The sequence below is a fragment of the Streptomyces sp. NPDC091377 genome (assembly GCF_044757045.1).
Taxonomy (GTDB): Bacteria; Actinomycetota; Actinomycetes; order Streptomycetales; family Streptomycetaceae; genus Streptomyces.
On record NZ_JBIVUE010000023.1, the window covers coordinates 74,569 to 99,762 of the forward strand.

Here is a 25,194-nt window from a genome sequence, read left to right on the forward strand (position 1 = left end):
AAGTGGGGACGTCTCCAGGACGATACGAAGGCTGGCGAGACGGGGCATCACTGCAGGCTTCAAGCGTCGCCCGGCACACCGGCATGCAGCTGGCACCCATACCAATCTGCTCCGGCGTCTCCTTCAGAACGGCGTGTCGATGGCCGAGTCCCTGGTTCCGCTGCCGACCCGACACACCCACTTCCGACAACCCACTTGCCTAGTGAAAGGGGCAGGCGTCTCCGTGAACGGTCCGGGTGTCTGTGGAGAGGTCGAGGGTGTCCCATTGTGCGCGGAGGTCCGTGGCGCGTTCGAGCAGGAAGCCGCGTGCGGTCTGGTCAAGGTGGGGTGCGGCGTTGATGCGTTCGGTGAGCCGGACGAAGGGGTCGGTGTGTCCGAGTACCTGCGCCACGTCCGGTGGTACGGGCAGGTCGTGCAGTCGTCGTAGGAGCGGGGCGAGGTCGCTGGTGGTGCCGTGGTGGTGTGGGGGCAGTTCGTGCCAGAAGGTGGCGGTGCGGCCTGCGGCGTGGACCGGCTGGTCGATGGCGAGGGGTCTGACTGCGGGGAAGCCGACGGTGGTGAGCCAGCGGGTGACGGTGATCTCGCGGGCTGCGGCGTGTTCCTGTCCCGGGCGGGCGATCCGGACGACGATTCCTTCGGGCAGGCGCCACAGGGCGTTCTCGGCGAGGCGGATCGGCCGGGCGCCGGTTGCGGAGAGTCCTGCCTGGGCAGTCAGTTCGTGGAGCAGGGCGCGGCTGGGTTCGGTGTGGGTGGTCATGGGGTGATGAGGGTGGTGATGCGGTGGCGGAGTTCTGTGATGTCGGGGTGGTGTCGGTAAGGGTGGGTGGAGCGGCCGAGGGCGCGGAGGTCGTCGAGGGCGCGTTGGGAGCGGAGGCGGCCGGCTTCGTCGAGGGCGCGGTGGGCGGTGGCGGTGGCGTGGTGGGGGTCGCCGGTGGTCATGAGGAGGGTGGCGAGTTTGGTGCCGGACAGTGCGCGGGAGCGGAGGTAGCTGTCGGTGTGGTGCTGGACTGCGGTATGGAGGCGTTGGGCGGCGGTGCGGACGGTGCGGGGGTTGGTGAGGGCGAGGTCGAAGGCGGCGTGGCCGGTGTCGCCGTGGTGCTGGGCGTGGTCGTAGTAGGTCATCCAGGGGCCGTCTTCGCCGGGGCGGGCGTAGGAGAAGATCTCGTCGGAGGTCGCGATGGCGGTGAGGGCTTCCTGGTGGTGGCCCATTTTGGCGTGGGCGCGGGCGTTGTGGAGCATGGCCTGTTCGCGGGGGGTGAGGCGTTCGGCGCGGACGAGGCCCTGTTCCGCGTGCGTGAGCCCTTCGTCGGGGGTGCCGGTCCAGATGGCCTGGCGGGCCTGCCAGTTGCAGCCGACGGCCCGGAGATGCCAGTTTGCGGCTTCTTCGGCGCAGCGGGTGCCGAAGGAGAGGAGACGGGTTGCGGTGGGGTGGTCGTAGGCGTCGAAGGCCGAGGCGCCCATGGTGATGGCGAGCTGGCCGACGGCGGTGAAGAGGGTGTTGTGGAGATGTGCAGGGCACGGGACGGTGAGGAGGTCGTTGGCCCAGCGGAGGTGTCCGATGAAGGCTTCTCGTACCATTCCGCCGCCTCCGTAGAGGTTGTCCCATTGGGCGAGGGCCGTGGATGCGGCGCGGATCTGGTCGATGTCCTGGGGGCGGATGCTCTTCGGAAGTGGCGTGGTGCCTGCGGCGGGGATGTCGGGGCAGGGCAGCGCGGCCGGGGCTGCTGCGGCCATGCCGCCGGCGAGGAATCTGCGACGTATCACGGGCGGTTTGCTCCCATCGTCGGTGTTCCTGCGGAGTGTTCCCGCTGCGGGCGTGCCCGATCCGGGGTCCGGGGTGGGTGATGCGGACTTGTCCGCATCACGGGGGCTGTCCGCTTCCGCCTGGACCCGTTCCCAGATGTGGATCAGCGCCCCGCCGGCGTCCAGAGCCTGATCGAGCCTGCGGGCGAGTTCGGTGGTGCAGGTTCGTTCGTTCTTCTCGATCCGTTCGACCATGGTGCCGCTGAGCTGGACCTTCATCCCAAGGGCCGCAGACGATAAGCCGCGTGCTCGGCGCGGAGTTCGACGCCCCGGCAGACGCGGGCGTCCATTGGGGGCGCTGGCCAAGGGCATCCGAGGGGCGTTCGTGCCGTCGTTGTCAGCGGCTGCCCTGAGTTCAGCCGGGCTGATCCGGGTGGTAGTTGAACTTCCCGCTCTTGACGCCTCGGAAGAAGGCGCGTGCTGCTTGGGGAGTGAAGATGTTCGGGAGCCGGTCGGGGTCCTTGGTGTCGCCGATGAGAGTGTGTCCGTTGATAGCTCCGACGCGGACGCAGTCGCCTCCGCCTCCGCTGTACGAGGAGACGGTCCATTCGACGCGGGAGAGGTCGAGACGGGCCGGGTCGGGGTGGTGCGGGTTCACGGGTGCTGCTCCTTGATCATTTCTTCGAGGCCGATGGTGGGGTCGCCGGGCGCAAGGGCCCGGTCCCAGAGTCCGGAGAACGCTTCGGTGTAGGCCCGGACGTCGGCTTCGCCTTCGAAGTACACCGAGTGGGTCATGGTTTCCACGCAGACGAGGTCGGGGGTGGTCTCGTCGAATCCGAGGATGACGAACGGGCCGGTGGCCCCTGGGTGGATCAGCGAGGTGTAGGGCAGGATCCGCACGTCATGGCGTGGGGATCCTGCGGTGTACAGGAGATGCTGCAGTTGCTCGTGCATGACGGCGGGGTCGCCGACCGAGCGGGTGAGGGCTCGCTGGCAGATCAGTGCCCGGATCCGCTGCCGGCCCTGGGCGAAAGACTTCTGTCGGCTCATCCGCAGGTCCGCCAGGCCCTCGAGGTCGCCTGCGGTCAGGTTGGGGCGCAGGAGTGCCAGGACCTGGCGGGCGTAGTCGCGGGTCTGCAGCAGGCCGGGGATCAGGTCGGTCTGGTATGTGGTGATCCAGTCGGCTTTGCGTTCGAGGGTGAGGAACGGTTCGAACTGCATGCCGGAGATGAGGGCGCTGTGCCTGCGCCACAGGCCGGGGCGCCGGCGTCGGGTGGTGTCGACGCTGATCAGGTCGAGGACCTGATTTCTTTCGTCTGGGTCGGCGCCGTAGCGGTCCAGGAGTGCGGTGGCGGTCTCGGCGTTGATGCGCCGCCTGCCGTTCTCGATGCGACTGAGAGTGCCGGTGTCGCATCCGATGTTCCGGGTGTTCAGGTAGTCGCAGACCTGGGCGAGGCTGTCGCCGGTCCCTTCGCGCAACTCCTTTAGCAGGGCGCCGACTTGATGTCCAGGCAGGGAGGCCGTGGGTGCGGTGGTCTGCGGCATGGGCACCAGTGTGCACGGTGCTGCGGGTGGCCGACAACCAGTCAAAGGAGCAATCTGCGGCGCAGATTGCTCCTTTCGGCTTGCCAATGAGGCTGACGCGGGAGCATCCTGGGATGACGGTGGGTGATGTCCCTGTCGCCTCCTGTGGCACATGGTGGCCCGGCGCCCGGGCAAAGCCGGGGGCTGCGGTTCAAGGAGGAGCGATGTCCCGTCCGACGCCGTTCCGTGAGCTGGTGACGGCTCGGGGCTGGACGTCGCCGGACGTCTTCGCAGAGCACTACCGCAAGGCGGCGGGGGACCTCGCACGTCGGCCCGGCTTGGAGACGCTGCGTGGGGCGTTTGTCCTGCGGCGCACGTTCGAGCGGTGGCTGAGCGGAGATCTGAAGGTGAAGCCGCGTCACGAGCCCCGGATCATTCTTGAGCACCTTTTCGGGATTCCGGTGGAGCAGCTTTTCGCGCTGCCAGCGCAGTCCGCTGCCGGCTGCGCGAGCGGGCATCCTTCGGCCTCGGGCCCGAGCGGGGCGCCCACTCCAGCCCGTGCCGATGCTCCGCCGCACCTCTGGGGCGGCCGAGCCATGCCCGGGGGACAGGAACTGCTGCCCGCGGCGGGCGGGCGACCGGGTCCGCGGGATGTCGAGGTAATCCGCGCCACCCTGGCCGCGCTCACGTCGTCGGACCATCAGTTCGGCGGCGGGCACGCCCGCGAGTACGCGACCGGCTATCTGCGCCGGGTGGTCCAGCCCCGGCTGCATCTGCCGATGAGCGATCCGGTCCGCCAGGAACTGTTCCGCGCGGCGGCCGAGTTCGGTGTCCGTGTGGGCTGGATGCATTTCGACACCGGTGACCTGCGCCAGTCAGGTCATTTCCTGGCTTTTGCATTGTCGGCTGCGGAGGAGGCCGGGGACTCCACGCTCGTCGGATGGGTCCTGGCCATGCGAGGACTCAAAGCCGTCTGGGCGCAGGACGTGCCGACGGCTCTGAGCTATACGCAGGGAGCCGCTGGCATGGTGGCGCGCTCACCGGGCAAAGCGCGCGCCTTCGTCATGGGCAAGGCCGCGCTGGCCACCTCTCTGACGGGCGACCGGGCCGCAACACAGGGTCTGCTGTGCCAGGTACGCGGACTGCTGGAACAGGCTGACGGCTCGGGTGAGCCCGCATGGGCGGGGATCTACGACCTGGCTTATCTGCGGGACGAGGAAGGCCACTGCTACCGGAACCTGTCGATGGGCACTGAGGCGGTCGCGGCGGAGGCCGAGGCGATGGAGCTCCGCGGTACCGGTGTCAACGGCTACACACGGCTGCTGGCCTTCTCCCTGTCGGTCCAGGCGGTCGGGTATCTGCAGGCCGGGGAGGTGGAGCAGGGGTGCGTGGTGGGGACCGAGCTGGCTTATCTGGCACCGTCGGTCTCCTCCCGGCGGGTCCAGCGCCGTCTGCAGGACGTGCTCGATGCTGCGGCCCCGTTCCGGGAAGTGCCTGCGGTGAAGGATCTGTACGAGGTCGCGGGCCGCGTGCTGGTTTCCGCTTCCGTTCCCGCTATCTGAGGACTGCCGAGGGGATCGTCGCGAGGCAGCAGCGGGTCAGGGACACTCGGCGTGTGTCTAACGATCCGAACGCCGAAACGCGGACCATGAGCGTGGTCACCCGCCTCGCAGAGCGTCTCTCCGTCGACATGACCGGGGCCCGGATACTGCATCAGCACTCCAACGCGGTCATCGCGCTGCCCGTCCCCGGCTGGGTCGTGCGCATAGCGTCGGCTCCCGACGCCCTGGACCGCATCACGCAGTCGGTGCGCGTCACCGGGTGGCTCGCCGACCAGGGCTTCCCCTGCGTGATACCGGTCAGCGGGATCGACCAGCCCTTGGTCGTCGACGGCTCCGTCGTCTCCTTGTGGCACTTCGTACCCGCCACTCCCCCAGCCGGTCAGGCAGGGGCGGCGCTGGGACATCTCCTGCGCCGCCTCCACCATCAGCCCCTGCTGCCCTTTCCCCTGCCCTGGTTCGACGACCCCTTCGACGACGTCTCCGCTGCCGTCCGACAAGCCCCCGACGCCATGACCGCGGCGTCCCGCTCCTGGCTACTCTCCCGGCTGGACGGCCTCGGTCGCCAGTGGCCCTTGCTGCCGTTCACCCGGCGCTGGGCCCTGATCCACGGCGACGCGCACCCCAACAACCTTCTCCACACCCCCGACGGGCCCATCCTCGCGGACTGGGACCACACCGCGATCGGCCCGCGCGAATGGGACCTCGCGCAGATCCACTACACCCGACGCCGCTTCGGCCGCCCAACGGCAGCGGAAGCGGATTCCTTCGCCGCCGCCTACGGATGGGACATCCGTACCTGGGACAGCCTGGACACTGTCATCGCAGCCCGGGAGATCACCGGCCTCAGTCCTTACATCCGCAACGCCCACCGCAGCGACTTCGCCCGCGCTGAACTCGCCAGCCGCCTCAGCATGCTCGCCGACGGCGACGCCCTCACCCGCTGGACCTCACCCGCCTCCACCTGAAGATCCGCCTACCGGCAGCGTCAGCCACACGCTGCCGGGCCACTCACCGCAGCAGTCCACAGGCCGCGTATCCCAGCACGCCCAGGAGCCCCGCGGCGGGACGGTGCCCGACATGTGAGTCCGTGACCAGCACGTCGGCCACTGCGGCAGTGGCGGCCTCACACCAGGCCATTCGGCCTTGCAACTCCGGGCACCGCCAGCATCCGGCGCACCAGCCCGTACGCGTCAGCAACCCGTGCGAGATCCTCGGGGGGCAAGGGCGTCTCCATGAGCCGCCGCAGTTCCTCGGTGTCGGCCTTCATGCCCGCGAGGGCAGTACAGTCGGCCTGCCGCACGACGTACCGAAGGAGCAGCCTCCCCGCTCGCTCGCCCAGACTGCGCCGGAGGGCGGCCAGCGCTCGCGATTCCGGCCCAGCCGCATCCGCCGGCAGCCTCGCACCAGTTGAGACCGCCAGGAACACCGCCATCCCTTCCTCCGCTGCGAACGACAGCAGGTCCCGGCCGTCGGGACTGAATGCCCTGGCCGGCAACAGTGCATCGAATTCGGTCCAGATCACATCGGGCCGGATGAGCTGAAGGAGAAACAGCATCCGCCGGGCACGGGCCACGGCCTCAGCGCAGGGCCCCTGACGACCGTCGACCACGCGCAGACCGATCGCACCGATGTAGCCGAGCTCCCGCAGCGTCCGCAACTGCTCCACCACCGGCACGAGGTAACGGTCGTCCTCGCCGAAGTCCGTCGATTCGAGGGTGTAGACGGCCAGGCGTTCCAGGCCCAGGTTGTCCAGTGTCTGCTGCAACTGAAGTGAGACCCGTCTCCCGGCGTACGGATGAGCGGCGGTGCCCCGGACCCGGCCGACCTTGCTGCTCACCCGCACGGGACGGTCGGGGTGGTCGGCCAGCAGACGTCCGAGAAGACGCTCGGACCGGCCCAGTCCGTAGGCGTCGGATGTGTCCAGAAAGGTGACACCGGCCCCCATGGCCCGGGTGATCCTTGCGGCAAAGGTCCGGTCGTCCAGAAGTCCGGCCCCGTGTGATCGGTCGCGGCAGTGCACTCCGACACGGAGTACCCGCGCCGGAGCCTGCGGGCTCGGCGCATCAGCCGCCAAGAGGCCGACCGCCGAACGCGGAACGGACAGGAGCCGTCCAGCCAGCTTCCTTCATTGCCCGCTGCCCGGACACAGCGTCCGCGACCGAGCCGGCGATCGCCACACCACATTCGGCTCCCTCTGACATCCTCATGCCCGAGTCTCCCTCCTCCCGCCCTGGGCCGAGACATACGTCATCACGGACGCCGCACCGAGTCTCCGTATGCGGCCTCTGCCGATCACTCGACGAGGTCGGCACCCTCCGGCAGCGCCAGGTGACCGTCTGCTCCCGCCCCACCGTCCCGCATCTCACGCGACTGCAGCACCGTCATCCCACGTCATCTCGCGTCATCTCCGATCGCGAAGATGACGCGAGATGACGCGAGATGGCAGCCCCACTTCCCGCCTTCCTGCGCAACGCTGTTCCCGGCGACGAACCAGTTCATCAAATCGCTGACCATCTCCGGGCCCTTTCAGCCCTCGCTGGTTCCCCGCCGTGTCGCGTTCAGCCAATTCGCCTGGTCGGAGGCCGCCATGACCCTCACCCCGAACGACATGGTGATCACACTCGTCCAGGCATCCGCGACCGGCCCGATGACACCTCCCCGGACCGGGCCACATCGCTGCGCAGAAGTTCCGCAGCATCAACGCCACAGATCTCCGCAGTGTCACTGCGCTGCGGAGTTCGCCGCCCGCTGCCGCACACACCGCAGACTTCGTTTCTGGAGGTCCTTCATGACCACCGCACCCAGAGACGTACCGACCGCGATCGTGTACACCTGCAAGTCGAACGAGGCTGCGTCGGTGGCGGCCGTCGACGGACTGGCGCAGGCGGCAAAGACCCGGAAGCTGACAGTGCGGGCGTCGCTCGCCAGCACCACGGCGCGCTCCACACTGTTGGACGCCCGCCGCCCGCTGGTCCTGCCGGACGGCCGGGTACTCACCCGGGGGCTCAGACTGCCCGCCGATCCGCCCACGCACCGCCGCAGCCCTTGCGGGCACGCCCTGGGCCGCAGCGCCGGGCAGTGTTCGTACCGCCCGCTTACGGAGGGTCTGTCATGACCACCGCGATCGTGTATGCCTGCGAGCCGGACGCCGCCGCGTCGATAGCGGCTGCCGACAGACTGGCCCGGTCCGCCCGGGCGCGGGGATTGACGGTACGGGCGTCGGTCGCCGACTCCGCGCCCCGGGGAAGCAGGCTGGACGGACGCCGGGGCTGGGCCGCGGTCGCGCCCCTGCTGGAGAGCGGGGCCAGCACCCTCGTCGTCCGCTCACGGGCGGATCTGGGATACCGCCCAGATCACGGCGCCCCGGGCCCGAGCCCGCTGGACGCCGGGCGGGTCCAGGCCCTGGAGCCGGCCTCGTGGGAGACCTGCGACTGGCTGCGGAAGTGGGCCGTTCCCCAACCGCCCGCGGCAGGTTCCGGGGAACCGGAGCGCACGGCTTCCCCTGGGATGTGCTGTGCCGTGTTCCCGGCGCTGGAGATCCACGTCCGCGATGCGCGGCGTCTGGCCCACCGGTTCCTCAACCCGTGGGACCAGGTACTGGGGGACGACCTGGATCTGCTGGTGGTCGCCGTGTCTGAACTCGTCACCAATGCCGTCGTCCACGGCTCGCGCCCCGGTGACCTGGTCACGCTCACCCTTGAGCACGGCCCGCGGGTGCTCCGTGTCGCGGTGGACGACACCTGCGCCGATCCGCCGCGTCTTCGGTCCCCCGGAGACTGCGAGAGCAGCGGGCGGGGGATGCGCCTGGTCGACTCCTTGACCGGCCGCTGGGGCTGCACCCGCTTCCTCAGCCGCCCCGGGAAGCGCGTGTGGATGTACGTCCCTCACTGGGGCGAGCCCGCTCCCGCCGCGGCGCCGTAGTCGGCAGCACCGGTCACATCCGCTCCGAACCCGCTTCGCCGAACCCGTTGGGATTCCCGCATGTCGCCGCTCGCTCTTCTCCCGCCGCCGATGCCCGCCGCCCCGCCCGGGCCCGGGCCCGCATCGGTCCGCCCGGCCCCGTTCCCCTTCGTCGTCTCCCTGCCCGCGGCGGCCACGACGCCCGCCGGGGCGGACCGCGCCGTCCGCCGGGCGATGGCCCGCACCGCGCGGATCCTCGACCCCGGTCGCCGCCTGTCCTGCACCGGGCGGGGCCTGGCCCGCCAGCGCCGGGCACTCGGCCGCCACGTCCGTGTGCTGCTGCCGCTCGCCGAGCAGGGCCCGCACACGGACCGGGCCCGCCAGGTCGCCGTCCGGGCGGAGGTGCTGCTCGCCCAGGCCCGGTCCGGACAGGGCCTGGGCGCGCTGATCGCGGTGGTGCGGGCCGCGGAGAGGGTCCGGGAGCTCGCGGTCCTGGCCCGCCCGGCGCCCGATGCGCTGCGGGCGGGGTGCCGCGCGGCGGTCACGGGGTGGGTCCGGTGACCGGGCGGATGTGCGGGCACACGCCGCAGTGCCCGGACCCGTCCGCCCCGGACCGCCAGTCGGCACGCACGGTGTGCTCCCAGCCGGTCCAGGGATGGGCACTGCTGTGCAACGGGGTGGTGTCCTTCGAGGACACGGGATGCCTCCTGCCCGACGGCCGCCTCACCCCGCCCCACAAGGCCTGCGCCGCGGCGGAGGTGGCGACGTGAACGCTCCGGCTGTGGCAGGGGGGCTACCGCCGCAGCACGGTGACAGGGGTGCCGATGCGGCGGGCTGCCGTCGGGCTGAGGCCGGTGAGCCTGTGGCATCACGGGTTGCTGACGCAGCGGAAGGACGTGTCGTTGTCACGCATACCGGCGTTGGCCGCGTTCCTGAGCGAGGGGAGCGCGCGTTCGAAGGGGGATGTGAAGGCGGACCCTTTCAGCTCGTAGCGGCGAGGTGTGGACTGCGGGACTTCCTCGGTGGAGCACCATTCCCAGCAGTTGCCGCAGAGGTCGAAGGCGCCGTAGGGGCTCACGCCGGACTGGTAGCGCGTGACCGGGGTCGTGGCGCCTATCCCGGCTTCGGCGACATTGCACTTGGCGGCCGTGGGTTCGATTCCCCACGGGTAGTGGCGTCCTTTCGTTCCCCGCGCGGCCTTCTCCCACTGGCGGACTGTGGGCAGCGACTTTCCGGCCCAGCTCGCGTACGCGTTGGCGTCGTGCCAAGTCACCCACACCACGGGGTGATCGGCCCGGGCGGCGGGGCACCTTCCCTCCGGCCAGTGCCGCGGCGGCGGGTGCCCGGTGGCCAGGACGAAGCGTGCGTAGTCCCGGTTCGTCGTCGGGTAGACGTCGATGAGGAATGCCTCCAGCCACACCGGCTGGTCTGCGGGCCCGGAGAAGAAGATGCCCTCTTCCACGGCCACCATGAGTTTGCCGTCCCCCGGGTGTGGGACGGTGCGCGGGAGCTGGCTGAGGAGCTGTTCGGTACGTGCGTCGTGGGCTGCCGCGGCCCGTTCGGTCAGCAGGGCGGCGAAGCGTTCCTGGGCGGCGGTCCCGGAGCGGGCGAGCAGGGTGTCGAGGGCTTCCTGGTTGCCGGGGCGCAGGCTGATGGACGCGCGGCGGTTCTCCCAGGTGGTGAGCTGGCGTGCGCTGACGGGTACGAGGGCGGCGAAGTCGCGGACGGTCTTGCGCAGGGCCTGCCGCAGCAGGGCGACTTCGCTGCCGGTCCAGCGGTTGGCTCCCATGGCCGTCCCCTACAGGGTTTCGCCGGGGATCCGGAGGTAGGTGTCGCGCAGTTCGGTGAGCGTGGGGTGCCCGGTGTCCAGGGGGCTGTTGTCGATGGCCGCGAGGGCGCGGACGCCGATGGAGGTGTTGGTGGCGAACCCGGACGCCATGTTCCTGGCCTGATCGGGTGTGACGGGGGCGACGGTGAAATCGGTGTGCTGCTGGAGCAGGGCCATGGTGACGCCGGGCAGTACCGGGGCCTGGGGCCACACGACGGTGCCGGCCGCGTCGATGAATCCGGCGTTCCAGGTCCCGCCCTCGGACACGAGGCCGTCGGCTCCCACGAAGAGGGCGTCCTCGAAGCCGTTGAGCTGGGCGGTGCGGCGTGCGTGGAGGGCGCCGAAGAGGCCGCAGTGCTTGACCCGGGGCAGATCGCGTTCGTAGGGGATGCTCTGGACGGTGAGCGGGGGCGGGGACAGGTCGCCGGCCGCACGGACGGTGACGAGGAGCTGGGGGCTGTCGGCGTCGGCGGGGCGTGCCAGGCCCACAGCGGGGTCGTAGTTGGTGACCCGTACGACGCAGGGCCCCCTGTTCTCCTCCAGTGCGTGGGCGACGAGTTCGCGTACCCGGGCTGGGTCCACCGGGGTGCCGAAGACCCTCTCGCTGTCCCGTACGAGCCGTTCCAGGTGGAGGGAGAGGCCGCGGATCCGGCCCTCGGCGTCGGCCCTCATGGATGTGAAGTGTCCGTACGAGGTGAGCGCCAGGGGAAGCAAGTCCTCGGCGGTCGCGGCCTGTTCGTTGAGCGTGGTCATGGCGTCCAGCATGTCACCAGGCTCCTGCCGCGCGGCACTCTCAGCCCGGTTACTGACGGGTCAACTTCATCAGGACTTCCTTCCCTTCAGCAGTCACTTCGGTGTCTGCTGGTCACTGCCGGGGCACGCCCTGTGACGCGCGGGACCCTCGCGCTCGCGCTGCCCGCAGGGGTCCCGGTCCGGCTCCCCCACGCGCACGAAGGAGGACGTCGCATCCATGACGCCTCCTCCGTTACCGGCTCTCCCGCTCCGCCCGGATCGCGTCCCGCTCGCGTCGGTTCCGGTCCGGCGTACGGGTCCCATCTCCGAACACACCAGTCCAGTTCCGGTCACGAGGATCTGATGCACATGACCTGGCCTCCCCTCGCCAGCGATTCCGCCGGACTGCTGGCGGCCTGCACCGCCCCACAGGATCTGCGCCGCGGCAAGGGCGGCGACATGAACGCTCCGGCTGTGCCCTTCTGCGCGGCGGTGTCAGCGGCTGGCTCCGTCGGGCCACAGCACGGTGACGGGCGTGCCGGTGCGGCGGGCGTAGGTGACGACGTCGGCGGTGCCTCCGAAGCCGCGGGCGGGCAGCCCGTCCCAGACCGCGACCAGTTCGTCGCTGCGGTCGACGAGGATCTCGCTCCCCGTCTGGTGGGCCTGCGCGGTGGACCCGGTCAGCCCGGTGTGATGGACGCGGTCGGCCCGGGCCAGGAGGGTGTCGTAGTGCGGGTGGTGCCAGTCGGGCAGCCCGGACCGGTACTCCTCGGCCGGGACCACGGCCTCCAGGGTGCCGCCGGCGTCGAGAACGATGTCCGCCCACCAGGCGTCGGGGCCGTCCGCGAGGCAGCTTACCGCGACGAGTTGGGACGACGGCCCGTACGCCTTGGCCTTCTCCGTCAGGAGGCGGTGCACCTCGTGTGCGACGGGGTCGGGCAGTCCGCGGTGACCGGTGATGCCGACACGCATGGGCGGTTCCTTGTCTGCGGTGTCGCGGGAGCCGCCCGGTCATCGGCGTCACGGGGTGGTGACGCAGCGGAGGGACGGGGCGTTGTGCCGCGGAGCCGCGTCAGCCGGTTCTGGGCGGGGTCAGGGCGTCCATTCCCGTTCGAGGATGGCGTGGACGACCGAGTCACGCCAGATGCCGTTCTTGTTGATGTGTTCGCGGATGAGTCCTTCTTCGAGCATCCCGGCGCGTTCCATGGTGCGGGCGGATGTGTGGTTGAGGGGCGAGCGGGCTCCCCACACGCGGTGGAGAGCCAGGTCGTGGAAGGCGAGGGTGAGCAGGAGCCGGACGGTCTCGGTTCCGTATCCGGTGCCCCAGGTGTCGGGGCGCAGGGCGAAGCCGATGGTGGCGGCGCGTTGCTGGTGGGGGTCGAGGGCGAGTCGGGTGCAGCCGATCAGCCGGTCCTCGCTGCGGGTGGTGACGGCGAGGGCGTACTCGGCGCGCGGTTCGGCTCGGGCCGAGGCGATGGAGCGGGTGACGATGTCCGTGACTTCCTGCCTGCTCCGTGGTGTGAAGGAGAGGTGTTCTGTCGCCTGCGGGTTTCCGTAGATCGCCAGGACGTCGTCGGTGTCGTCGGTGTGCAGTTCGCGCAGGGCGAGGCGCTCGCTGGTGCGGCTGACCGGGTACATGGGCGGGAACTCTACCGGTTCAGGTCAGCGTGCCAGTGCCGGGCGGGAGGGGGCGGTGGAGCTGTATGCCTCGATCTCCTGGCGGAGTTCTCTGGCCGCGCGGGCGCTGTGGGCCGGGCTGTGGGTGAGGGCGGATGCCACGCGTCCGGCGGAGACGACGATGCCGAGGTTGCGCCGGGTGGGTTCGAGGTCCAGGACGGGGCGTACGGCTTCTGCGGCGCCGTCGAGCTGGTCGCTGTTGAGGCGGGTCAGTGCGAGGTTGCACTGGGCTCCGGCCTGGTCGCCGAAGGCCCAGTGTGCCGTGTCGGGGTTGGTGAAGGCCCGGGCGGCTTCCTCGGCGAGGGCGACGACTTCGGCGCCGCGGTGGTTGAGGAGTACGCGGGTCTCGACGGTGTAGTAGGTCTGTTTGGCTTCGGGGAAGGTCAGGAGTCCGCCGAGGCGGTCGAGGTCGTCGGGTTCGACGCGCTGGCGCAGGTCGGTGGCGCGGATGAGGGCGGCGGTCGCGGATTCCTCGTCCCCCAGGAGTGCGGCTGCGCGGGCTTCCAGCGCGGCGAGCCAGACGGTGACGGTCCCCCGGGAGTCTGCGCACCGGGCGGCACCCTGACGTGCGTAGTGGAGGGCTTGTCCTGCCTGGTTCGACCAGTAGGAGATCAGGGACTTGAGTTCCAGGGTGATGCCGATGAGTCCGGTGTGTTCGGCCCACTGGGCTGCCACGCCGGCGGCGCGGGCCTGGGTCATGGCCAGACGGGGGTCGCCCATGTCGTTGCAGCCCTTGGCCATGTGGAAGGACAGGATCGTGGCCAGGACCCCGAGGTCGCGGCCCTGGGAGGGCTGGATCCGGCCGCCGTCGAGCAGGCGGAAGACCTGGTCCTGTGTCGCGGCCATGTCCTCCCAGATGGCGGACAGTGGAACCCGCGGGTAGTCCTCGACTATCGCGGCGACCTTGTCGGCCACGATGGCGAGAGTCTCCGGGCCGATCTGCCCGTGCTCCGTTCCCATGGCGAAGTCTGCTGCGCGTTCTGCGGCCATGACTGCCGTCCTTCTCATCTCGTCCAGGACCGGGCCTCTTTCGGCACGGTCATCCACGGGGGAGTTCTCGTGCTGTTGCGCGAGAACGGACTCGGCCGGGCTCCAGAGGACCTCGACACTGTGTCCGAGCCAGTGCCTGAGCACTCTTCTGGCGTCGCGTTGCGGCTGGCGCCGTCCGTAGTACCAGCCCTCGAACGTGGTCAGGGCCGGTTCCAGGTTCCGCAGGGGCGGATCGTCCTCAAGGTCGGCCAGTTCACGCGCCGCCTTCCGGAAGGCGGCGAGGAACGCCCGGTGATCACCGAGTTCGCCCTGGTCAAGCAAGTAGCGGAAGAAGGTACTCATCCGGCTGCCCCTTCCTGTCGGTCTTCCCTGCGCCGGGGCGACGTCAGGACTTCCCGGCAGTCAATGTTCCCGCCCTGCGGCCGAGTTGGAACCTTGACTCCGTTTCCGGAGGGACTCCGGAGGAGGAACGGGGAAACGGGTCACTCTCATGCATGTTTCCGGGGGCGGAATGAGGGTGGTTCTGCCTCTCGGCTGGTTGCGAACCTTCTCACCTCCCGTGCGGAACGTGCACGCCTTCGGGAAGCCGACCACCTGGGCGGCGGCTCGTGGCCCTGGCGTTGCAACGACCGCGTGACCCTGCCCCCACTTTCGACTGACCGGTCACAAGGACGTGATTCACATGGGCTCCCCCTGGCCTCCCCGCTCCAGCGATCCCGCCGGGCTGCTGGCGGCTTATACCGCCGTTCTCGGCTGGCCGCTCCTGGCGGGCGGGGCCGAGGTGACGGCCGGGCTGGCGCTGCGGCTGCTGGACCGGGACCCGGGGACGGTGATCAGCACATCGTGTGCGGCTGCCGGTGTCGATGCGGTGACCGTGCCTGCGGGAGCGGTCGGCCGGGTCGCCCGGGCGCTGGAGGGGCATCCGGTCTTCCAGCACGGTGCGGAGCCGGTGCCGATACTGCTGGGTCCGGACGGTCTGACGCTGCTGGTGCGTCAGGGCTCCGCGCCCGCCCTGGACGGCGTGCGGGTGGCGGCCGGCGCGGATCTGCTCCCCCTGCCGCCGACCGGGGGCGTGTCGTGGGACACGCCTCCCTGGCAGCCGTTGCGCAGGTCGCCCGCCGTGCTGCCGGACGGAGCGGTGCTCCGTCCCTTCCTCGCGGACGCCGTGTCGCAGGGGAGCGCCGGCCGCGGCCCGTGACGGTGCCCGGCCCTCGGACGGCCGTCCGGGAGCCGTCGGCTCCGGTCCCGCTGGCTCCCCCCGGGTCATGGGTCCGGCAGTCGCGCTCCGGGACGGTCAGGCACGGCGTTCCGCTTTTGGGGATCGGGCGGGACGGCCTGCCGGAACAGGGGCCCTGCGCCGGCTTGGATCCACCTTCCCGGATCCGGGCCGGGGGCGGGGTGAGACCGCGGACCTGCTGAAGCCGCACCCTCCCGGCTGCCGCCGCGCCTGTGGCCTGCGGCAGCCGGTCCCACCGCGCACCCCCCAACTGACCTTTTTGTAGCCTTTACCACCTGTTTGAGGAGCCATGGTTTCGTACCGTCGTCCGTTCGCCCGCCGCTCGGCGCGCCACCGCACAGCGTCCTCGGCGGGCATCCCGGGTGTGACGCCGGGCCCGGTGTGGTCCGGGCTGCGGCCGACGGTCCTGGCGGCCGGTGCGGCCGGGGCGGCCGTCGTGTCGTCGGCCTGGGCCGCGCACGCGGCCGGCGTGCTGCCCGGCTGGGTGCTGGCGCCCGCCGCGGGCGTGGTGTGGGGCTGCTGCGCGCTCGTCTGTGACCGGTCGGCGCTGCGGTCGGCCCGCCGTCTGCGGCGGGAGCAGCTGGAGGAGGGGCAGCGGTCGGACGAGTGGCTGTCCCACTTCTCGTCCCTGGCCGAGGAGTTCAGCAGCTCTGTCCGGGCCGCGGTCGACCCGGCCGGACGGGGCGGGGCCCGGGGTGCCGCACCGCAGGGGATGTGTCTGAGGCCGCAGGACGGGAAGTGGACGGCGGTCGACCATGTCCTGCACTCGTCCCACGGCCTGGCGCTGTCCGCGCTGGCTGCCCGCCGCCAGTCCGGTGACGATGTCACCCAGGTGTTCGTGCTCCTGGCGGGAAACCTGTTCACGCTGGTCGTGCGCGCCCTGGAGATCGTGGAGGCGCGCGAGGCGACGATGGAGGATCCCGAGGCCCTCTACGACCTTCTGGACGTGGACAGCCTGCTGCGGCGGATCCGGCGGCAGGCCGCCCGTTTCGCGGTCCTGGGAGGCACCACCGCCCGCCGCTTCGACACGCCGACGCCCCTGCTGAATGTGCTGCGGGCTGCGGCCGGGGAGATCGAGCGCTACGACGCGACGAGGATCGTCACCCCGGCCCCGGACACCCGGCCCGATTTCCGTCCGGGCAGCGGCGCCCCGGATGTCATTCATCTGCTCGCGGAGCTGATGGAGAACGCGACGCAGGCGTCTCCGCCCCGGCACGAGGTGAGTGTGAGTGCGAGCGAGGTCGCCGCCGGTCTCCTGATCGAGATCGTGGACCGCGGGCTGGGCATGACCGATGAGCAGCTCGACCACAGCAACCGGATGCTCGCCTCCCCCGCCGAGCAGGACGTGCCGGAGCGCCTCGCGCGCCGGCAGACCGGGCTGCTGGTCGCCGCCCGGCTCGCCGCCCGCTACCGGATCCAGGTCAGGCTCGACCGGAACTGGTACGCGGGCACGACGGCATCGGTGATCGTTCCCCGCGGGCTTCTGCAGCAGCACCGTGCCGACCCGCCCCGGCCGGACCTGGCCCTGCGGCAGGCCGCTTCTCCTGTTCTGCGCCCGGTTCCCGCGGCGGGCGAGCCACGGCCCGGGGCCCCCGAGGGCGGGCGGCCCCTGCTGCCCCGCCGCACCCCGCGCACCGGCGAGCGGGCGCCCGCCGCGCACACACAGGCGCCGGAGGCGGAGGGGGCGGTGGCTGCGGGGCCCGTGCCTGACCCGTCGCCGGACTTCTTCGCGAACTTCACGAACGGCACAAGTGCCGACGCGAGTGCGGCACCGTCACCGGCCGAGACCGACCACTGACCCCCCACCTGTGTCCGGCGCCCGCCGTGACGCGAATCGGAGCATGCGATGACCGAGAACAGGACCAGCACGTGCCAGCAGCAGGGCACGGGCTGGGAATGGCTGCTGCAACCGCTGCTGGACCTGCCCGGCGTGTCGGGCGCGGTCATCGCCGCGCAGGACGGCCTGAAGGTGGCCTACACCCCGCGCCGCCCCGACAGCGGCACGGGCATCGACGAAGACCTCGCGGACCAGACCGCGTCGGTGATCAGCGGTCTGCACGGACTCGCCCGGGGACTGGGCGCCACCCTGGGCACCTGGAACGGACTCCAGCTCGCCCTCCTCAAGGACGCCGGGTGGTCGCTGTTCGTCACCAGCGCCGGCGAGGGTGTCCTGGAGGGAACCCCGCTGGGGCTGGGCATGGTGATGCGCCCGGGCACCGTGCAGTGCACGCTCGGTGTGCTCACCCGGCCAGGGGCGGACGAGGGCGCCGTGGGGCACGAGATGCGGCAGATGGTCAACCGGCTCGGCCACGTGCTGCGCACGCAGGCCCGCCGCGCCGGGACCGTCACGGACGGCGGTAACTGAGATGCCGGGCCGCACCGGCACCGCATGGACCCGGCAGCCGGCGGAGACCGCGCCCCTGTTCGTGGTGGTCGGGGGCCCGGTCCGGCCCGCTCACCCGCTGCGGGTGGAGACCATGCTCAGCGCGCTGGACCCGCCGCCCCCGACCGGAACACAGCCACCCGAGGCCGAGCAGGCCATCTCCCTGTGCCGCGGCCAGCCGTCCTCGGTGGCCGAGATCGCCGTCCTGCTGGACCTGCCCGTCCACCTCGTCAAGTCCCTGCTGTCCCGGCAGATCGATGCCGGGACCCTCACCGTCTGCGTGCCGCAGAACCGCAGCACGGACCAGACCATCACCCTTCTGGAGGCAGTCCGTGACGGGCTACGCCGTGCCCTCTGACGGCCGGGTGGCGATCAAGGCGGTGGTCGCGGGCGGTTTCGGGGTGGGCAAGACCACCTTCGTGGGCGCGGTCTCGGACGTCAGCCCGCTGCGCACCGATGCCCCGATGACGTCCGCCTCCGAGGGCATCGCCGATCTCACCCTCCTGCCCGAGAAGACGGAGACCACCGTCACCCTGGACTTCGGGCGGCGCGACTTCCCCGAGGCAGGGGCCACCCTGTTCCTGTTCGGCACGCCGGGCCAGGACCGCTTCCGGTTCATGTGGGACGAACTGGCCGAAGGGGCGGTCGTCGCCATCGTCCTGGCCGACACCCGCCGCCTGGACGACAGCTTCCCCGTCATCGACTACTTCGAGCGGCGCACACTGCCCTTCCTCATCGCCGTGAACACCTTCCCCGGCTCCCACCGCTACAGCCCCGACGAGGTCCGCGAGGCCCTCGCTCTGGGGCCCGAACGGCCCGTCCTGTTCTGCGACGCCCGCCGGCGGGCGTCCGCGACCAAGATCCTCGCCGACGCCCTGGACCTGGCCATCGAACACGCCGGCACACCCACTTCACCGTACGAAGGAGTCCGCACATGAATCCCGCCCCGTACTCCGCCGTCCTCGCCCCGCTGCCCCGCCCGGAGGACTGGCAGGCGCACCTGCCGGACGAGCTGAACCTCAACGACCCGCCGCTGGGCGCCTTCGACCTCTTCGCCGCGCACCTGGCCGGACAGAGCGCCCTGCCGTACGCGTTCGTCAACTGGTTCGGACTCGTACCCCAGCAGATGCTCTTCGTCGGCCTCGCCAATCCCCCGTCCGCGTCCGGCCTGCCGCAGGCCACACGGACCATGCCCGAACTGACGCACGGCTACTGCCCCGACGTCTACGAGACCGGCAGGACACTCATCCTCAACGACACGCTCGCCTACGCCCGCTTCGCGTCCAACCCCGTCATCGACGAGTTCGGGGTGCGCACCTACCAGGGTGCCCAGCTGCGCGACCCCCGCACCGGGAAGCGCTGGGGCACGATCTGCGCGACCGGCCCCAACCCCCGCGCCCGCGACGTGGGACGGCCCGCGAAACAGCTGATGGAGCACCTGCGGGATCTGCTGGTGGAAGCCGTCGTCGAACGCTCCCGGCCCTGACCGCTCCCCAGCACCCCCGGCCCGGCCGCCCGCGGCCCGACCCCACCGCGGCCCGGTGACCGACCCGCCACACCAGGGAGACGCCCTTGCCCGCCCCACCGCCCTCCGCCCTCACCCCCTACCTCACCCCCGCCCACCACCGCCTGTGGAAGGAGGCGTCCGCGTTCGCCGCCGAACACGTCACCCCCCGCGTCAGGCACATGGAGACCCGCCCGAACCGCGTGGAACGCGTACTGCCCCGGCGCCTCGCCGAACAGGGCTGGTTCGGGATCACCCTGAGCCGCGAGTGGGGCGGGACCGGGGCCGGGCACGTCGCGAAAACGGTCCTGATCCACCGGCTCGCCGTCATCTGCGCAGCCGCCGCCGCGATCCTCCAGGCCAGCCACATCCCCATCGGCGCACTCGAGCACTGGGGCAGCGACCAACAGAAGCAGCACTGGCTCCCCCAGACCGGCGACGGCACGGTCCTGCCGACGATCGCCGTCACCGAGCCGGACGCCGGCGGCCACATCGGCGGCATCGAAACTCGCGCCGAACACCGGGGCGGCACCTGGGTGATCACCGGCCGCAAAGCCCACATCGGCAACAGCCACCTCGCCTCCCTCCACATCGTCGTCGCCCGCACCGCACCACCCGGCAACACCCCGCCCTCCCGCGCCCTGACCGCGTTCCTCGTCGAAAGCCATCGCAAAGGACTCACCGTCGAACCCCACCGGTGCAGGCTGGGACTCCACGGATTCAGCGCCGGCCACCTGCACCTGGACCACGTCCGCGTCCCCGACACCAACATTCTCGGCGGCGTCGGCACGGGACTGCACGTCGCGCAGAGCAGCAGCATCCTCTACGGCCGCCCCAACCTCACCGCCATCAGCCTCGGCATCCACGAAGCCCTCGTCACCACCACCAGCCACTACCTCAGCCGACGCCCCCGCTACGGCAGACACCTCAGCGACCACCCCGTCATCCAGGACCGCCTGGGCACCATGCAGGCCCGCCTCCAGAACGCCCGGACCGCCGCCTACCACGCCGTCCACCTCCTCGACCACGGCGTGCCCTGCGACGCCGAACTCATCGAGGCCAAACACGACGGCCACCGGCTCGCCGCCCGCAGCGCCCAGGACGCGATGGAACTCCACGGCGCCCACGCCCTCGACGGCGAGTACGACCTGCAACGCCACTTCCGCGACATCCAGCACACCTACGCCCCCGCCGGAACCGGCGAGGTCCAGCGCGGCCACCTCGCCAGAACAGCCCTGGACACCCACACCGTCCAGTGGTCACAGCGCCTCACCGACCGAAAGGGCCGACTCGCACCCACACCCGACCCGGCCCCCGCATGACCCCCGGTGAACCACCAGCGGGCGCGCGGCCGCCCGCCCCGGCACCACCTCGCACCCACCAACCCACCGATCCAGCCCTGCCCCGGAGCCCCTGTGCCTTCCTCCACTCCCGCCGTTGCGGCCACCGCACCCGCACCCGCACCCCCGCCCCGCCCCGCGCTGGCACCCGACGACCTACGGCTCCTGCGGCTCCTCGCCGCAGGGATCACCGTGCCCGTGATCGCCGGGCAGCTGGACATCTCACCGAGCTCGGTGAGCGAGCGCGTCAGGGCACTGCGCGCCACGGTGGGAGCCCGCACCACTGTGCACGCCGTCTCCCTGGGCGTGCTGCACGGCGTGACCACCTGCGCCCACGTCCCCCTGCGCCCCGGCACCCCCGTGGTCCGCGACGAGCACCGCCCCGTCCTGCACGCCGCCTGCAGCGGCGACAGCGCCGCGCAGATCGCCGCCCGGCTGCACCGGTCCCGCCCCAGCGTCGACCAGATCCTGACCCGGCTGCGGTACTCCTTCAGCGCCGACAACCGCGCCCACCTCGCCGCCGCAGCCCTCCTCACCGGCCGTGTCCCGTGCTCCGCAGCCGATGACCGCTTCCCCCCGCTCCCCCTGCCACAGCACTGCACCCGCCCCGGCCCGCCCGGCAAGGACACGACCGTCTTCGCGGTCATCACCCACGGGACCGACGTCCTGCTCATCCGCCCCCACGCCCGCACCCGATGGGAGTTCCCCCACGCAGCGGCCGGTACCGGCGCACACAGCCGGCAGCGCGCCGCCGTCCACGCCGCCCTCCTGCACAGCGGCGTCAAGGTGTTCGCCGACACGGTGATCGGCGAACGCCCCGACCCGCACACCGACACCCTCCTCGCCTTCGTCGCCTGCACCTACATCAGCGGAACCCCCCTGGCCGCCACACCGGACGCCGCCCAGGTCCACTGGGCTCCCATCGCCACCGTCCTCACCCGCCTACCGCACCTCTACCCCCCTGTCCGCATCCACCTCAACGGGCTCCTGGAGCAGCACCGCTGACCCGGCCGTCCCCCGGCACCGCACCCCGCGCACGGCCCGTCCAGCCACCGGCGCCGGCCCCCTCCACCGATCCAGCACCGCCCGGAGCCCCTGTGACCACCCGTACCGCTCGAACCCGCCCGCCCACCGACATTGCGCCGCCCCCGCCGGCCGGCCCCGGCAGGCAGCCGGACAAGGACCTGCTCGCCGCGGTCCGCCGCCAGTGGCTGCACCGCAGCGCCGTCACCAGCGCCGAGATCACCCGCCAGTGGCAGCGACTGCGGCTCACCGTCTCCGACATCACCATCCACCAGGTCAGCGGCCAGGAGGCCCGGCTGCTGCGCGCGAACTGGCGTGCGTACCGCTGCCGGATCCGGCCTGGCTGCGCCCGTGGCACCTCGCCATCCTCGCCACCGCCCTGAACACCGCACTCGCGACCGACCCCGGCCCGCCGCCCACCGTTCCCGGCCGCCCCCGGCAGGCCGCCTTGCGCCCGCCCCAGGACTCCATCCAGCCCGGTGCGACATCTGTGAGGACCCCATGACCCCCACCCCCGCTCCCGCGCCTGCCATGACTGCTGCCGGGGCCGTGCCGGGCGCGGCGGTCTGCGCCATGCCGGCCGACTACCCCACCGCGCTCCGCACGCTGCATGACGTGCTGACCGCCCGGCAGTGGTCCCCGAGCCAGGACGACCCGACGACGGCACGCTCCACGCCCTCACCCTCGACCGGCCGGGCGGGACACTCGCGCGCGTCCCGCTGACAGACTTCACCGCCTCCCGGGCCGGCCGGCTGGAACGGGCCCTGCGGGCGCGGCACATCGACGGCGTGAACGTCCGCTCCGACCGCGGCCTCCCCTGCCTCTCCTGCTCCTGCGAACGGGCCATGATGCAGCTCGCCCAGCTGGTGGAGGAGGAGATGCCCCGGCCGCACCGGTATGCCGCCCGCCTGGGCGGCATCCTCCGCACCCTCGGACACCGCCACGGCCCGCCCCTGTTCGCGTCGGTGGCCCCCCGGGCCACCGACGGCCGGGTGGAGATCGGCGACCTGACGACGGATCAGGCCGCACGTCTCCTGTCACTCCTCGGCCACCGCACGCCCCTCGTCCATGCGAGCCGCCGCCCCCGGTGCCCGATCCCGAGCAGTCACTGACCGCGACCGAGGACTTCTGGCGGGATTGGGTCGCACACTGTACGTACCACGGCCCCTACCGCGAGGCGGTGGTCCGCTCCCTGATCACCCTCAAGGGCCTCACCTACGCCCCGACCGGGGCGATCGTGGCCGCGCCGACAGCCTCTCTGCCCGAGGAGATCGGCGGCGTCCGCAACTGGGACTACCGCTACACCTGGCTGCGCGACAGCGCCCTGACCGTCGACGCCCTGCTCCGCGCAGGCTATCCGGACGAGGCCCTAGCCTGGCGGGCGTGGCTGGTGCGCACCCTCTCCGCCACCTCCGGTGAGATGCAGATCATGTACGGGATCGACGGGGAACGGGACCTCCCCGAGGGCACACTGGAGCATCTGCCCGGCTACGAGGGCTCCCGTCCGGTGCGGATCGGCAACGCCGCCGCCGGCCAGGTCCAGCTCGACGTGTACGGGGAGGTGATCGACGCCCTGCACACCGCGCACCGCCACGGTCTGGACCCGGACCCGCAGGCGGACGCTGTCGTACGCGCTCTGGTGGAACAGGTCGCGGCCCGCTGGACGGAGCCGGACGAAGGCATCTGGGAGGTGCGCGGTGCGCGCCGTCACTTCGTGCACTCCAAGGTGATGGCCTGGGTCGCGGTGGACCGCACCATCAAGCTCCTCGGGTCCGGTGTGCCGCAGGACGTGCTGGAGAGCTGGCGCGGCCTGCGCGACGACATCCACCGGGACGTGTGCGAGAAGGGCTACGACCAGGAACGCAACACCTTCACCCAGTCCTACGGCTCCAAGGAACTGGACGCCTCGCTGCTGCTGATCGGGCAGACCGGCTTCCTGCCGCCGGACGACAAGCGGGTCATCGGCACCATCGAGGCGATCCAGCGGGAGCTGTCCACGCCGGACGGCTTCATCCTGCGCTACCCCACCGAGGGTGAGGAGGCGGGAGTGGACGGCCTGCCCGGCGACGAGGGCGCGTTCCTCGCCTGCTCGTTCTGGATGGCCGACGCTCTCGCGTCAGCCGGCCGGGCCGACGAGCCACGCCATCTGTTCGACAAGCTCCTCGCCCTCCGCAGCGGCCTTGGCCTGCTGGCCGAGGAATGGGACCCGCACCGGAAGCGCCAAGTCGGCAACTTCCCCCAGGCGTTCAGCCACTGGACCCTCGTCCAGGGTGCGCTCCGCATGCGCGCCGCCCGGGCGTGGATCCCCGCCCAGCGGCCCTCCAAGCGGTCCTTCCCCGCCTCCCCCGCCACCACGAGGCACGAACCCTCCGCCAGCGACCCGGCACCGGGGTGCCTGGTCCTGCCCGGGGCGGCGACCGCATGAACCACCCGCCCGACACCACCGCCACCACAGAACCCACCGCCACCGCCGGACCCTCCCCGGCCGCAGCGGCCGTGTCGCCGCGCAGCAGCACGGCGGCCACCCGGGCGGGCCGCTCCGCGTCCAGGCTGGTCCTCGGCACCTGGCTGCGCCAGCGCCGTCTCGGCACGGGCCTGACCACCGGCCAGGTCGCCCACACCCTCGGCTGCACCACCCTCCAGGTCGAGCAGGCCGAGAGCGGGCACCGGGCGGCGCTGGGCGTGCGGCGGGCACAGGCGTTCGCGGAAACGGTCGGCATCCGCGGCGAAGCCGGCCTCGCCGCGGTCCGGCACCTGGCCGTCCAGAGGGAGCCGCTGTTCACGGACGTGCTGCCGGGCGCGGCGGAGCGGCTGAGAGCCGTGGAGGACCTGGCCGTGGACATGACGGCGGTCGCCCTGGGACCGCTGTGGCCCCGCCAGTGGGAGTGGGACCCGCCCGCTCCCGGTCCGGAAGAACCCCGCCCGTGGCCCGGCGCGCTGGCCACGCTGGTGCTCCAGGACCAGCTCCTCGCCCGGCCCCACGGCTGCACCACACACACGGCCTGGCGGCTCAACGCACTCGCCAGACGGGCCGAGGACACGATGGATGTGCGGATCGTGTCCTGCTACGCCCCGGAACTGGTCGGCCTCGCACAGAAGCTGGGCATCCTGTGCTCGCGCCTCGTCCTGCCCGGCGGCGACACCCTCTACCTCAACGAGACCTACAGCCCTGCCTACCGGACGCCCACCCCCGAGGTCCGCGCCGCACTCGACGCCCTCCTCGCCGTGACGGTCGGCGGCCCGCTCGCGGTCACCGCGCTGCGCACGGCGGCCCGCCGTCACGCGCGCGCCGAGTGCGGCAGTACAGGACCGATCCCGGCCACGTGCAGGTGCCCTCCCGCCACGGAGCGGCCCCCGGCCCGCGAGACGGTCGCCGCGGTGGTCAGCCCCCACGGCAGCGACGACGTTCTGCTGGTGACCGACCGCTGCGGCGCAGCACAGCTGCCGCAGACCAGGAGCCGTGAGCTGGAGACCCCGGCAACGGCCGCCGTCCGCGCGGTGCACGAGCAGACCGGGCTCGCGGTGATCGCCACCGCGGAACACACCTCCCCCGGCCCGGTCCGGCACATCCTGTGCACGCTGCCCGGCCCGAAGCCGCCGCCGGCCCGCACCGCGCGCTGGGCGCAACCAGCCGAAGCCCACCCCCTGCTGTCCCTCCACGGAAAGGAATCCCCGCATGACCACCCTGGCTCCCGCCCCGCCCCAGCTCCGAGCCGGTGACACTCGTGGGTGACACCGGCATCCACCGCCC

At 71.7% G+C, this 25,194-nt stretch carries 28 protein-coding genes and 1 pseudogene; 18 read left to right on the forward strand and 11 right to left on the reverse strand.

What is annotated here, in order from left to right; all coding sequences use genetic code 11:
- Nucleotides 1-199: 199 nt before the first annotated feature.
- The 4 genes from ACIQNG_RS34085 to ACIQNG_RS34100 all read right to left on the reverse strand — a co-directional run bounded on the left by ACIQNG_RS34085 (nucleotide 200) and on the right by ACIQNG_RS34100 (nucleotide 3,288).
- Nucleotides 200-757 carry a hypothetical protein gene (locus ACIQNG_RS34085; protein ID WP_401490502.1) on the reverse strand — a complete coding sequence of 186 codons (558 nt, stop codon included), beginning with the start codon at nucleotides 755-757 and terminating at the stop codon, nucleotides 200-202.
- The gene (locus tag ACIQNG_RS34090) at nucleotides 754-2,022 is read right to left on the reverse strand and encodes an XRE family transcriptional regulator (RefSeq protein ID WP_401490504.1); all 1,269 of its coding nucleotides are present in this window, start codon (nucleotides 2,020-2,022) and stop codon (nucleotides 754-756) included. Before ACIQNG_RS34090 ends, ACIQNG_RS34085 begins: the two co-directional genes overlap by 4 nt.
- A gap of 136 nt (nucleotides 2,023-2,158) precedes the next feature.
- On the reverse strand, nucleotides 2,159-2,401 hold the full coding sequence (locus ACIQNG_RS34095; protein ID WP_401490506.1) for a DUF397 domain-containing protein: 243 nt from the start codon (nucleotides 2,399-2,401) through the stop codon (nucleotides 2,159-2,161).
- Complete coding sequence (locus ACIQNG_RS34100) at nucleotides 2,398-3,288, reverse strand: helix-turn-helix domain-containing protein (protein WP_401490508.1); 891 nt, start codon at nucleotides 3,286-3,288, stop codon at nucleotides 2,398-2,400. The genes ACIQNG_RS34095 and ACIQNG_RS34100 overlap by 4 nt, the downstream gene beginning before the upstream one ends.
- Nucleotides 3,289-3,491: 203 nt before the next feature.
- On the opposite strand from ACIQNG_RS34100, the gene ACIQNG_RS34105 reads away from it, so the two are divergent.
- On the forward strand, nucleotides 3,492-4,829 hold the full coding sequence (locus ACIQNG_RS34105; protein ID WP_401490510.1) for a hypothetical protein: 1,338 nt from the start codon (nucleotides 3,492-3,494) through the stop codon (nucleotides 4,827-4,829).
- 53 nt (nucleotides 4,830-4,882) lie between these two features.
- On the forward strand, nucleotides 4,883-5,794 hold the full coding sequence (locus ACIQNG_RS34110) for an aminoglycoside phosphotransferase family protein (protein WP_401490511.1): 912 nt from the start codon (nucleotides 4,883-4,885) through the stop codon (nucleotides 5,792-5,794).
- A 158-nt stretch (nucleotides 5,795-5,952) separates the two neighbouring features.
- Here ACIQNG_RS34110 and ACIQNG_RS34115 read toward each other — a convergent pair whose 3' ends face one another.
- Complete coding sequence (locus ACIQNG_RS34115; RefSeq protein WP_401490513.1) at nucleotides 5,953-6,849, reverse strand: aldo/keto reductase; 897 nt, start codon at nucleotides 6,847-6,849, stop codon at nucleotides 5,953-5,955.
- A 768-nt stretch (nucleotides 6,850-7,617) separates the two neighbouring features.
- Here ACIQNG_RS34115 and ACIQNG_RS34120 point away from each other — a divergent pair.
- Genes ACIQNG_RS34120 through ACIQNG_RS34130 form a run of 3 tightly spaced genes read left to right on the forward strand, consistent with a single transcriptional unit; the run spans nucleotide 7,618 to nucleotide 9,290 of the window.
- On the forward strand, nucleotides 7,618-7,944 hold the full coding sequence (locus ACIQNG_RS34120) for a hypothetical protein (RefSeq protein WP_401490515.1): 327 nt from the start codon (nucleotides 7,618-7,620) through the stop codon (nucleotides 7,942-7,944).
- Nucleotides 7,941-8,750, forward strand: coding sequence for an ATP-binding protein (locus tag ACIQNG_RS34125; RefSeq protein ID WP_401490517.1), 810 nt, complete (start codon nucleotides 7,941-7,943; stop codon nucleotides 8,748-8,750). The genes ACIQNG_RS34120 and ACIQNG_RS34125 overlap by 4 nt, the downstream gene beginning before the upstream one ends.
- Before the next feature lie 60 nt (nucleotides 8,751-8,810).
- Entirely contained in the window at nucleotides 8,811-9,290 is a 480-nt protein-coding gene (locus ACIQNG_RS34130; RefSeq protein WP_401490519.1) for a hypothetical protein, read from the forward strand.
- Here the strand turns inward: ACIQNG_RS34130 and ACIQNG_RS34135 are convergent.
- On the reverse strand, nucleotides 9,271-9,426 hold the full coding sequence (locus ACIQNG_RS34135; protein ID WP_401490579.1) for a hypothetical protein: 156 nt from the start codon (nucleotides 9,424-9,426) through the stop codon (nucleotides 9,271-9,273). The two genes, ACIQNG_RS34130 and ACIQNG_RS34135, sit on opposite strands and share 20 nt — an antisense overlap.
- Between ACIQNG_RS34135 and ACIQNG_RS34140 the strand changes: the two genes are divergently transcribed.
- The gene (locus ACIQNG_RS34140) at nucleotides 9,362-9,499 is read left to right on the forward strand and encodes a DUF5999 family protein (protein WP_401490575.1); all 138 of its coding nucleotides are present in this window, start codon (nucleotides 9,362-9,364) and stop codon (nucleotides 9,497-9,499) included. The genes ACIQNG_RS34135 and ACIQNG_RS34140 overlap by 65 nt on opposite strands.
- Before the next feature lie 98 nt (nucleotides 9,500-9,597).
- Here ACIQNG_RS34140 and ACIQNG_RS34145 read toward each other — a convergent pair whose 3' ends face one another.
- The 5 genes from ACIQNG_RS34145 to ACIQNG_RS34165 all read right to left on the reverse strand — a co-directional run bounded on the left by ACIQNG_RS34145 (nucleotide 9,598) and on the right by ACIQNG_RS34165 (nucleotide 14,298).
- Complete coding sequence (locus ACIQNG_RS34145; protein ID WP_401490521.1) at nucleotides 9,598-10,518, reverse strand: SUMF1/EgtB/PvdO family nonheme iron enzyme; 921 nt, start codon at nucleotides 10,516-10,518, stop codon at nucleotides 9,598-9,600.
- A 9-nt stretch (nucleotides 10,519-10,527) separates the two neighbouring features.
- On the reverse strand, nucleotides 10,528-11,322 hold the full coding sequence (locus ACIQNG_RS34150; RefSeq protein ID WP_401490523.1) for an aminotransferase class IV: 795 nt from the start codon (nucleotides 11,320-11,322) through the stop codon (nucleotides 10,528-10,530).
- 462 nt (nucleotides 11,323-11,784) lie between these two features.
- Nucleotides 11,785-12,261, reverse strand: a complete 477-nt coding sequence (locus tag ACIQNG_RS34155; RefSeq protein ID WP_401490525.1) for a hypothetical protein — start codon at nucleotides 12,259-12,261, stop codon at nucleotides 11,785-11,787.
- Between the two features lie 120 nt (nucleotides 12,262-12,381).
- Nucleotides 12,382-12,927, reverse strand: coding sequence for a GNAT family N-acetyltransferase (locus tag ACIQNG_RS34160; RefSeq protein ID WP_401490527.1), 546 nt, complete (start codon nucleotides 12,925-12,927; stop codon nucleotides 12,382-12,384).
- A 24-nt stretch (nucleotides 12,928-12,951) separates the two neighbouring features.
- Entirely contained in the window at nucleotides 12,952-14,298 is a 1,347-nt protein-coding gene (locus ACIQNG_RS34165) for a hypothetical protein (protein WP_401490529.1), read from the reverse strand.
- Between the two features lie 340 nt (nucleotides 14,299-14,638).
- Between ACIQNG_RS34165 and ACIQNG_RS34170 the strand changes: the two genes are divergently transcribed.
- The 12 genes and pseudogenes from ACIQNG_RS34170 to ACIQNG_RS34225 all read left to right on the forward strand — a co-directional run bounded on the left by ACIQNG_RS34170 (nucleotide 14,639) and on the right by ACIQNG_RS34225 (nucleotide 25,163).
- Entirely contained in the window at nucleotides 14,639-15,154 is a 516-nt protein-coding gene (locus tag ACIQNG_RS34170; protein ID WP_401490531.1) for a hypothetical protein, read from the forward strand.
- 328 nt (nucleotides 15,155-15,482) lie between these two features.
- Nucleotides 15,483-16,991 carry an ATP-binding protein gene (locus ACIQNG_RS34175; RefSeq protein ID WP_401490532.1) on the forward strand — a complete coding sequence of 503 codons (1,509 nt, stop codon included), beginning with the start codon at nucleotides 15,483-15,485 and terminating at the stop codon, nucleotides 16,989-16,991.
- Between the two features lie 48 nt (nucleotides 16,992-17,039).
- The gene (locus ACIQNG_RS34180) at nucleotides 17,040-17,558 is read left to right on the forward strand and encodes a roadblock/LC7 domain-containing protein (protein WP_401490534.1); all 519 of its coding nucleotides are present in this window, start codon (nucleotides 17,040-17,042) and stop codon (nucleotides 17,556-17,558) included.
- Between the two features lies 1 nt (nucleotide 17,559).
- Complete coding sequence (locus ACIQNG_RS34185) at nucleotides 17,560-17,934, forward strand: DUF742 domain-containing protein (protein ID WP_401490536.1); 375 nt, start codon at nucleotides 17,560-17,562, stop codon at nucleotides 17,932-17,934.
- A 22-nt stretch (nucleotides 17,935-17,956) separates the two neighbouring features.
- A complete protein-coding gene (locus tag ACIQNG_RS34190) occupies nucleotides 17,957-18,514 on the forward strand; it encodes a GTP-binding protein (protein WP_401490577.1) in 558 nt (185 codons plus the stop codon).
- The gene (locus tag ACIQNG_RS34195) at nucleotides 18,511-19,062 is read left to right on the forward strand and encodes a GAF domain-containing protein (protein WP_401490538.1); all 552 of its coding nucleotides are present in this window, start codon (nucleotides 18,511-18,513) and stop codon (nucleotides 19,060-19,062) included. Before ACIQNG_RS34190 ends, ACIQNG_RS34195 begins: the two co-directional genes overlap by 4 nt.
- Nucleotides 19,063-19,148: 86 nt before the next feature.
- A complete protein-coding gene (locus ACIQNG_RS34200) occupies nucleotides 19,149-20,402 on the forward strand; it encodes an acyl-CoA dehydrogenase family protein (RefSeq protein WP_401490540.1) in 1,254 nt (417 codons plus the stop codon).
- Nucleotides 20,403-20,495: 93 nt separating this feature from the next.
- A complete protein-coding gene (locus ACIQNG_RS34205) occupies nucleotides 20,496-21,425 on the forward strand; it encodes a hypothetical protein (protein ID WP_401490542.1) in 930 nt (309 codons plus the stop codon).
- 92 nt (nucleotides 21,426-21,517) lie between these two features.
- Nucleotides 21,518-21,826, forward strand: coding sequence for a hypothetical protein (locus ACIQNG_RS34210; RefSeq protein ID WP_401490544.1), 309 nt, complete (start codon nucleotides 21,518-21,520; stop codon nucleotides 21,824-21,826).
- A 249-nt stretch (nucleotides 21,827-22,075) separates the two neighbouring features.
- A complete protein-coding gene (locus ACIQNG_RS34215; protein ID WP_401490545.1) occupies nucleotides 22,076-22,555 on the forward strand; it encodes a hypothetical protein in 480 nt (159 codons plus the stop codon).
- Nucleotides 22,522-23,868: pseudogene (locus ACIQNG_RS34220) on the forward strand (glycoside hydrolase family 15 protein); the annotation flags it as partial. The gene ACIQNG_RS34215 and the pseudogene ACIQNG_RS34220, both read left to right, overlap by 34 nt.
- On the forward strand, nucleotides 23,865-25,163 hold the full coding sequence (locus ACIQNG_RS34225) for a hypothetical protein (RefSeq protein WP_401490547.1): 1,299 nt from the start codon (nucleotides 23,865-23,867) through the stop codon (nucleotides 25,161-25,163). The pseudogene ACIQNG_RS34220 and the gene ACIQNG_RS34225, both read left to right, overlap by 4 nt.
- Nucleotides 25,164-25,194: the final 31 nt, after the last annotated feature.

Coding starts and splice junctions, on each gene's coding strand:
- ACIQNG_RS34085 (WP_401490502.1), bottom strand. CDS start 757: ATGACCACCCACACCGAACCCAGCCGCGCCCTGCTCCACGAACTGACT.
- ACIQNG_RS34090 (WP_401490504.1), bottom strand. CDS start 2,022: ATGAAGGTCCAGCTCAGCGGCACCATGGTCGAACGGATCGAGAAGAAC.
- ACIQNG_RS34100 (WP_401490508.1), bottom strand. CDS start 3,288: ATGCCGCAGACCACCGCACCCACGGCCTCCCTGCCTGGACATCAAGTC.
- ACIQNG_RS34105 (WP_401490510.1), top strand. CDS start 3,492: ATGTCCCGTCCGACGCCGTTCCGTGAGCTGGTGACGGCTCGGGGCTGG.
- ACIQNG_RS34120 (WP_401490515.1), top strand. CDS start 7,618: ATGACCACCGCACCCAGAGACGTACCGACCGCGATCGTGTACACCTGC.
- ACIQNG_RS34125 (WP_401490517.1), top strand. CDS start 7,941: ATGACCACCGCGATCGTGTATGCCTGCGAGCCGGACGCCGCCGCGTCG.
- ACIQNG_RS34130 (WP_401490519.1), top strand. CDS start 8,811: ATGTCGCCGCTCGCTCTTCTCCCGCCGCCGATGCCCGCCGCCCCGCCC.
- ACIQNG_RS34145 (WP_401490521.1), bottom strand. CDS start 10,518: ATGGGAGCCAACCGCTGGACCGGCAGCGAAGTCGCCCTGCTGCGGCAG.
- ACIQNG_RS34150 (WP_401490523.1), bottom strand. CDS start 11,322: ATGCTGGACGCCATGACCACGCTCAACGAACAGGCCGCGACCGCCGAG.
- ACIQNG_RS34155 (WP_401490525.1), bottom strand. CDS start 12,261: ATGCGTGTCGGCATCACCGGTCACCGCGGACTGCCCGACCCCGTCGCA.
- ACIQNG_RS34160 (WP_401490527.1), bottom strand. CDS start 12,927: ATGTACCCGGTCAGCCGCACCAGCGAGCGCCTCGCCCTGCGCGAACTG.
- ACIQNG_RS34165 (WP_401490529.1), bottom strand. CDS start 14,298: ATGAGTACCTTCTTCCGCTACTTGCTTGACCAGGGCGAACTCGGTGAT.
- ACIQNG_RS34170 (WP_401490531.1), top strand. CDS start 14,639: ATGGGCTCCCCCTGGCCTCCCCGCTCCAGCGATCCCGCCGGGCTGCTG.
- ACIQNG_RS34175 (WP_401490532.1), top strand. CDS start 15,483: ATGGTTTCGTACCGTCGTCCGTTCGCCCGCCGCTCGGCGCGCCACCGC.
- ACIQNG_RS34180 (WP_401490534.1), top strand. CDS start 17,040: ATGACCGAGAACAGGACCAGCACGTGCCAGCAGCAGGGCACGGGCTGG.
- ACIQNG_RS34185 (WP_401490536.1), top strand. CDS start 17,560: ATGCCGGGCCGCACCGGCACCGCATGGACCCGGCAGCCGGCGGAGACC.
- ACIQNG_RS34195 (WP_401490538.1), top strand. CDS start 18,511: ATGAATCCCGCCCCGTACTCCGCCGTCCTCGCCCCGCTGCCCCGCCCG.
- ACIQNG_RS34225 (WP_401490547.1), top strand. CDS start 23,865: ATGAACCACCCGCCCGACACCACCGCCACCACAGAACCCACCGCCACC.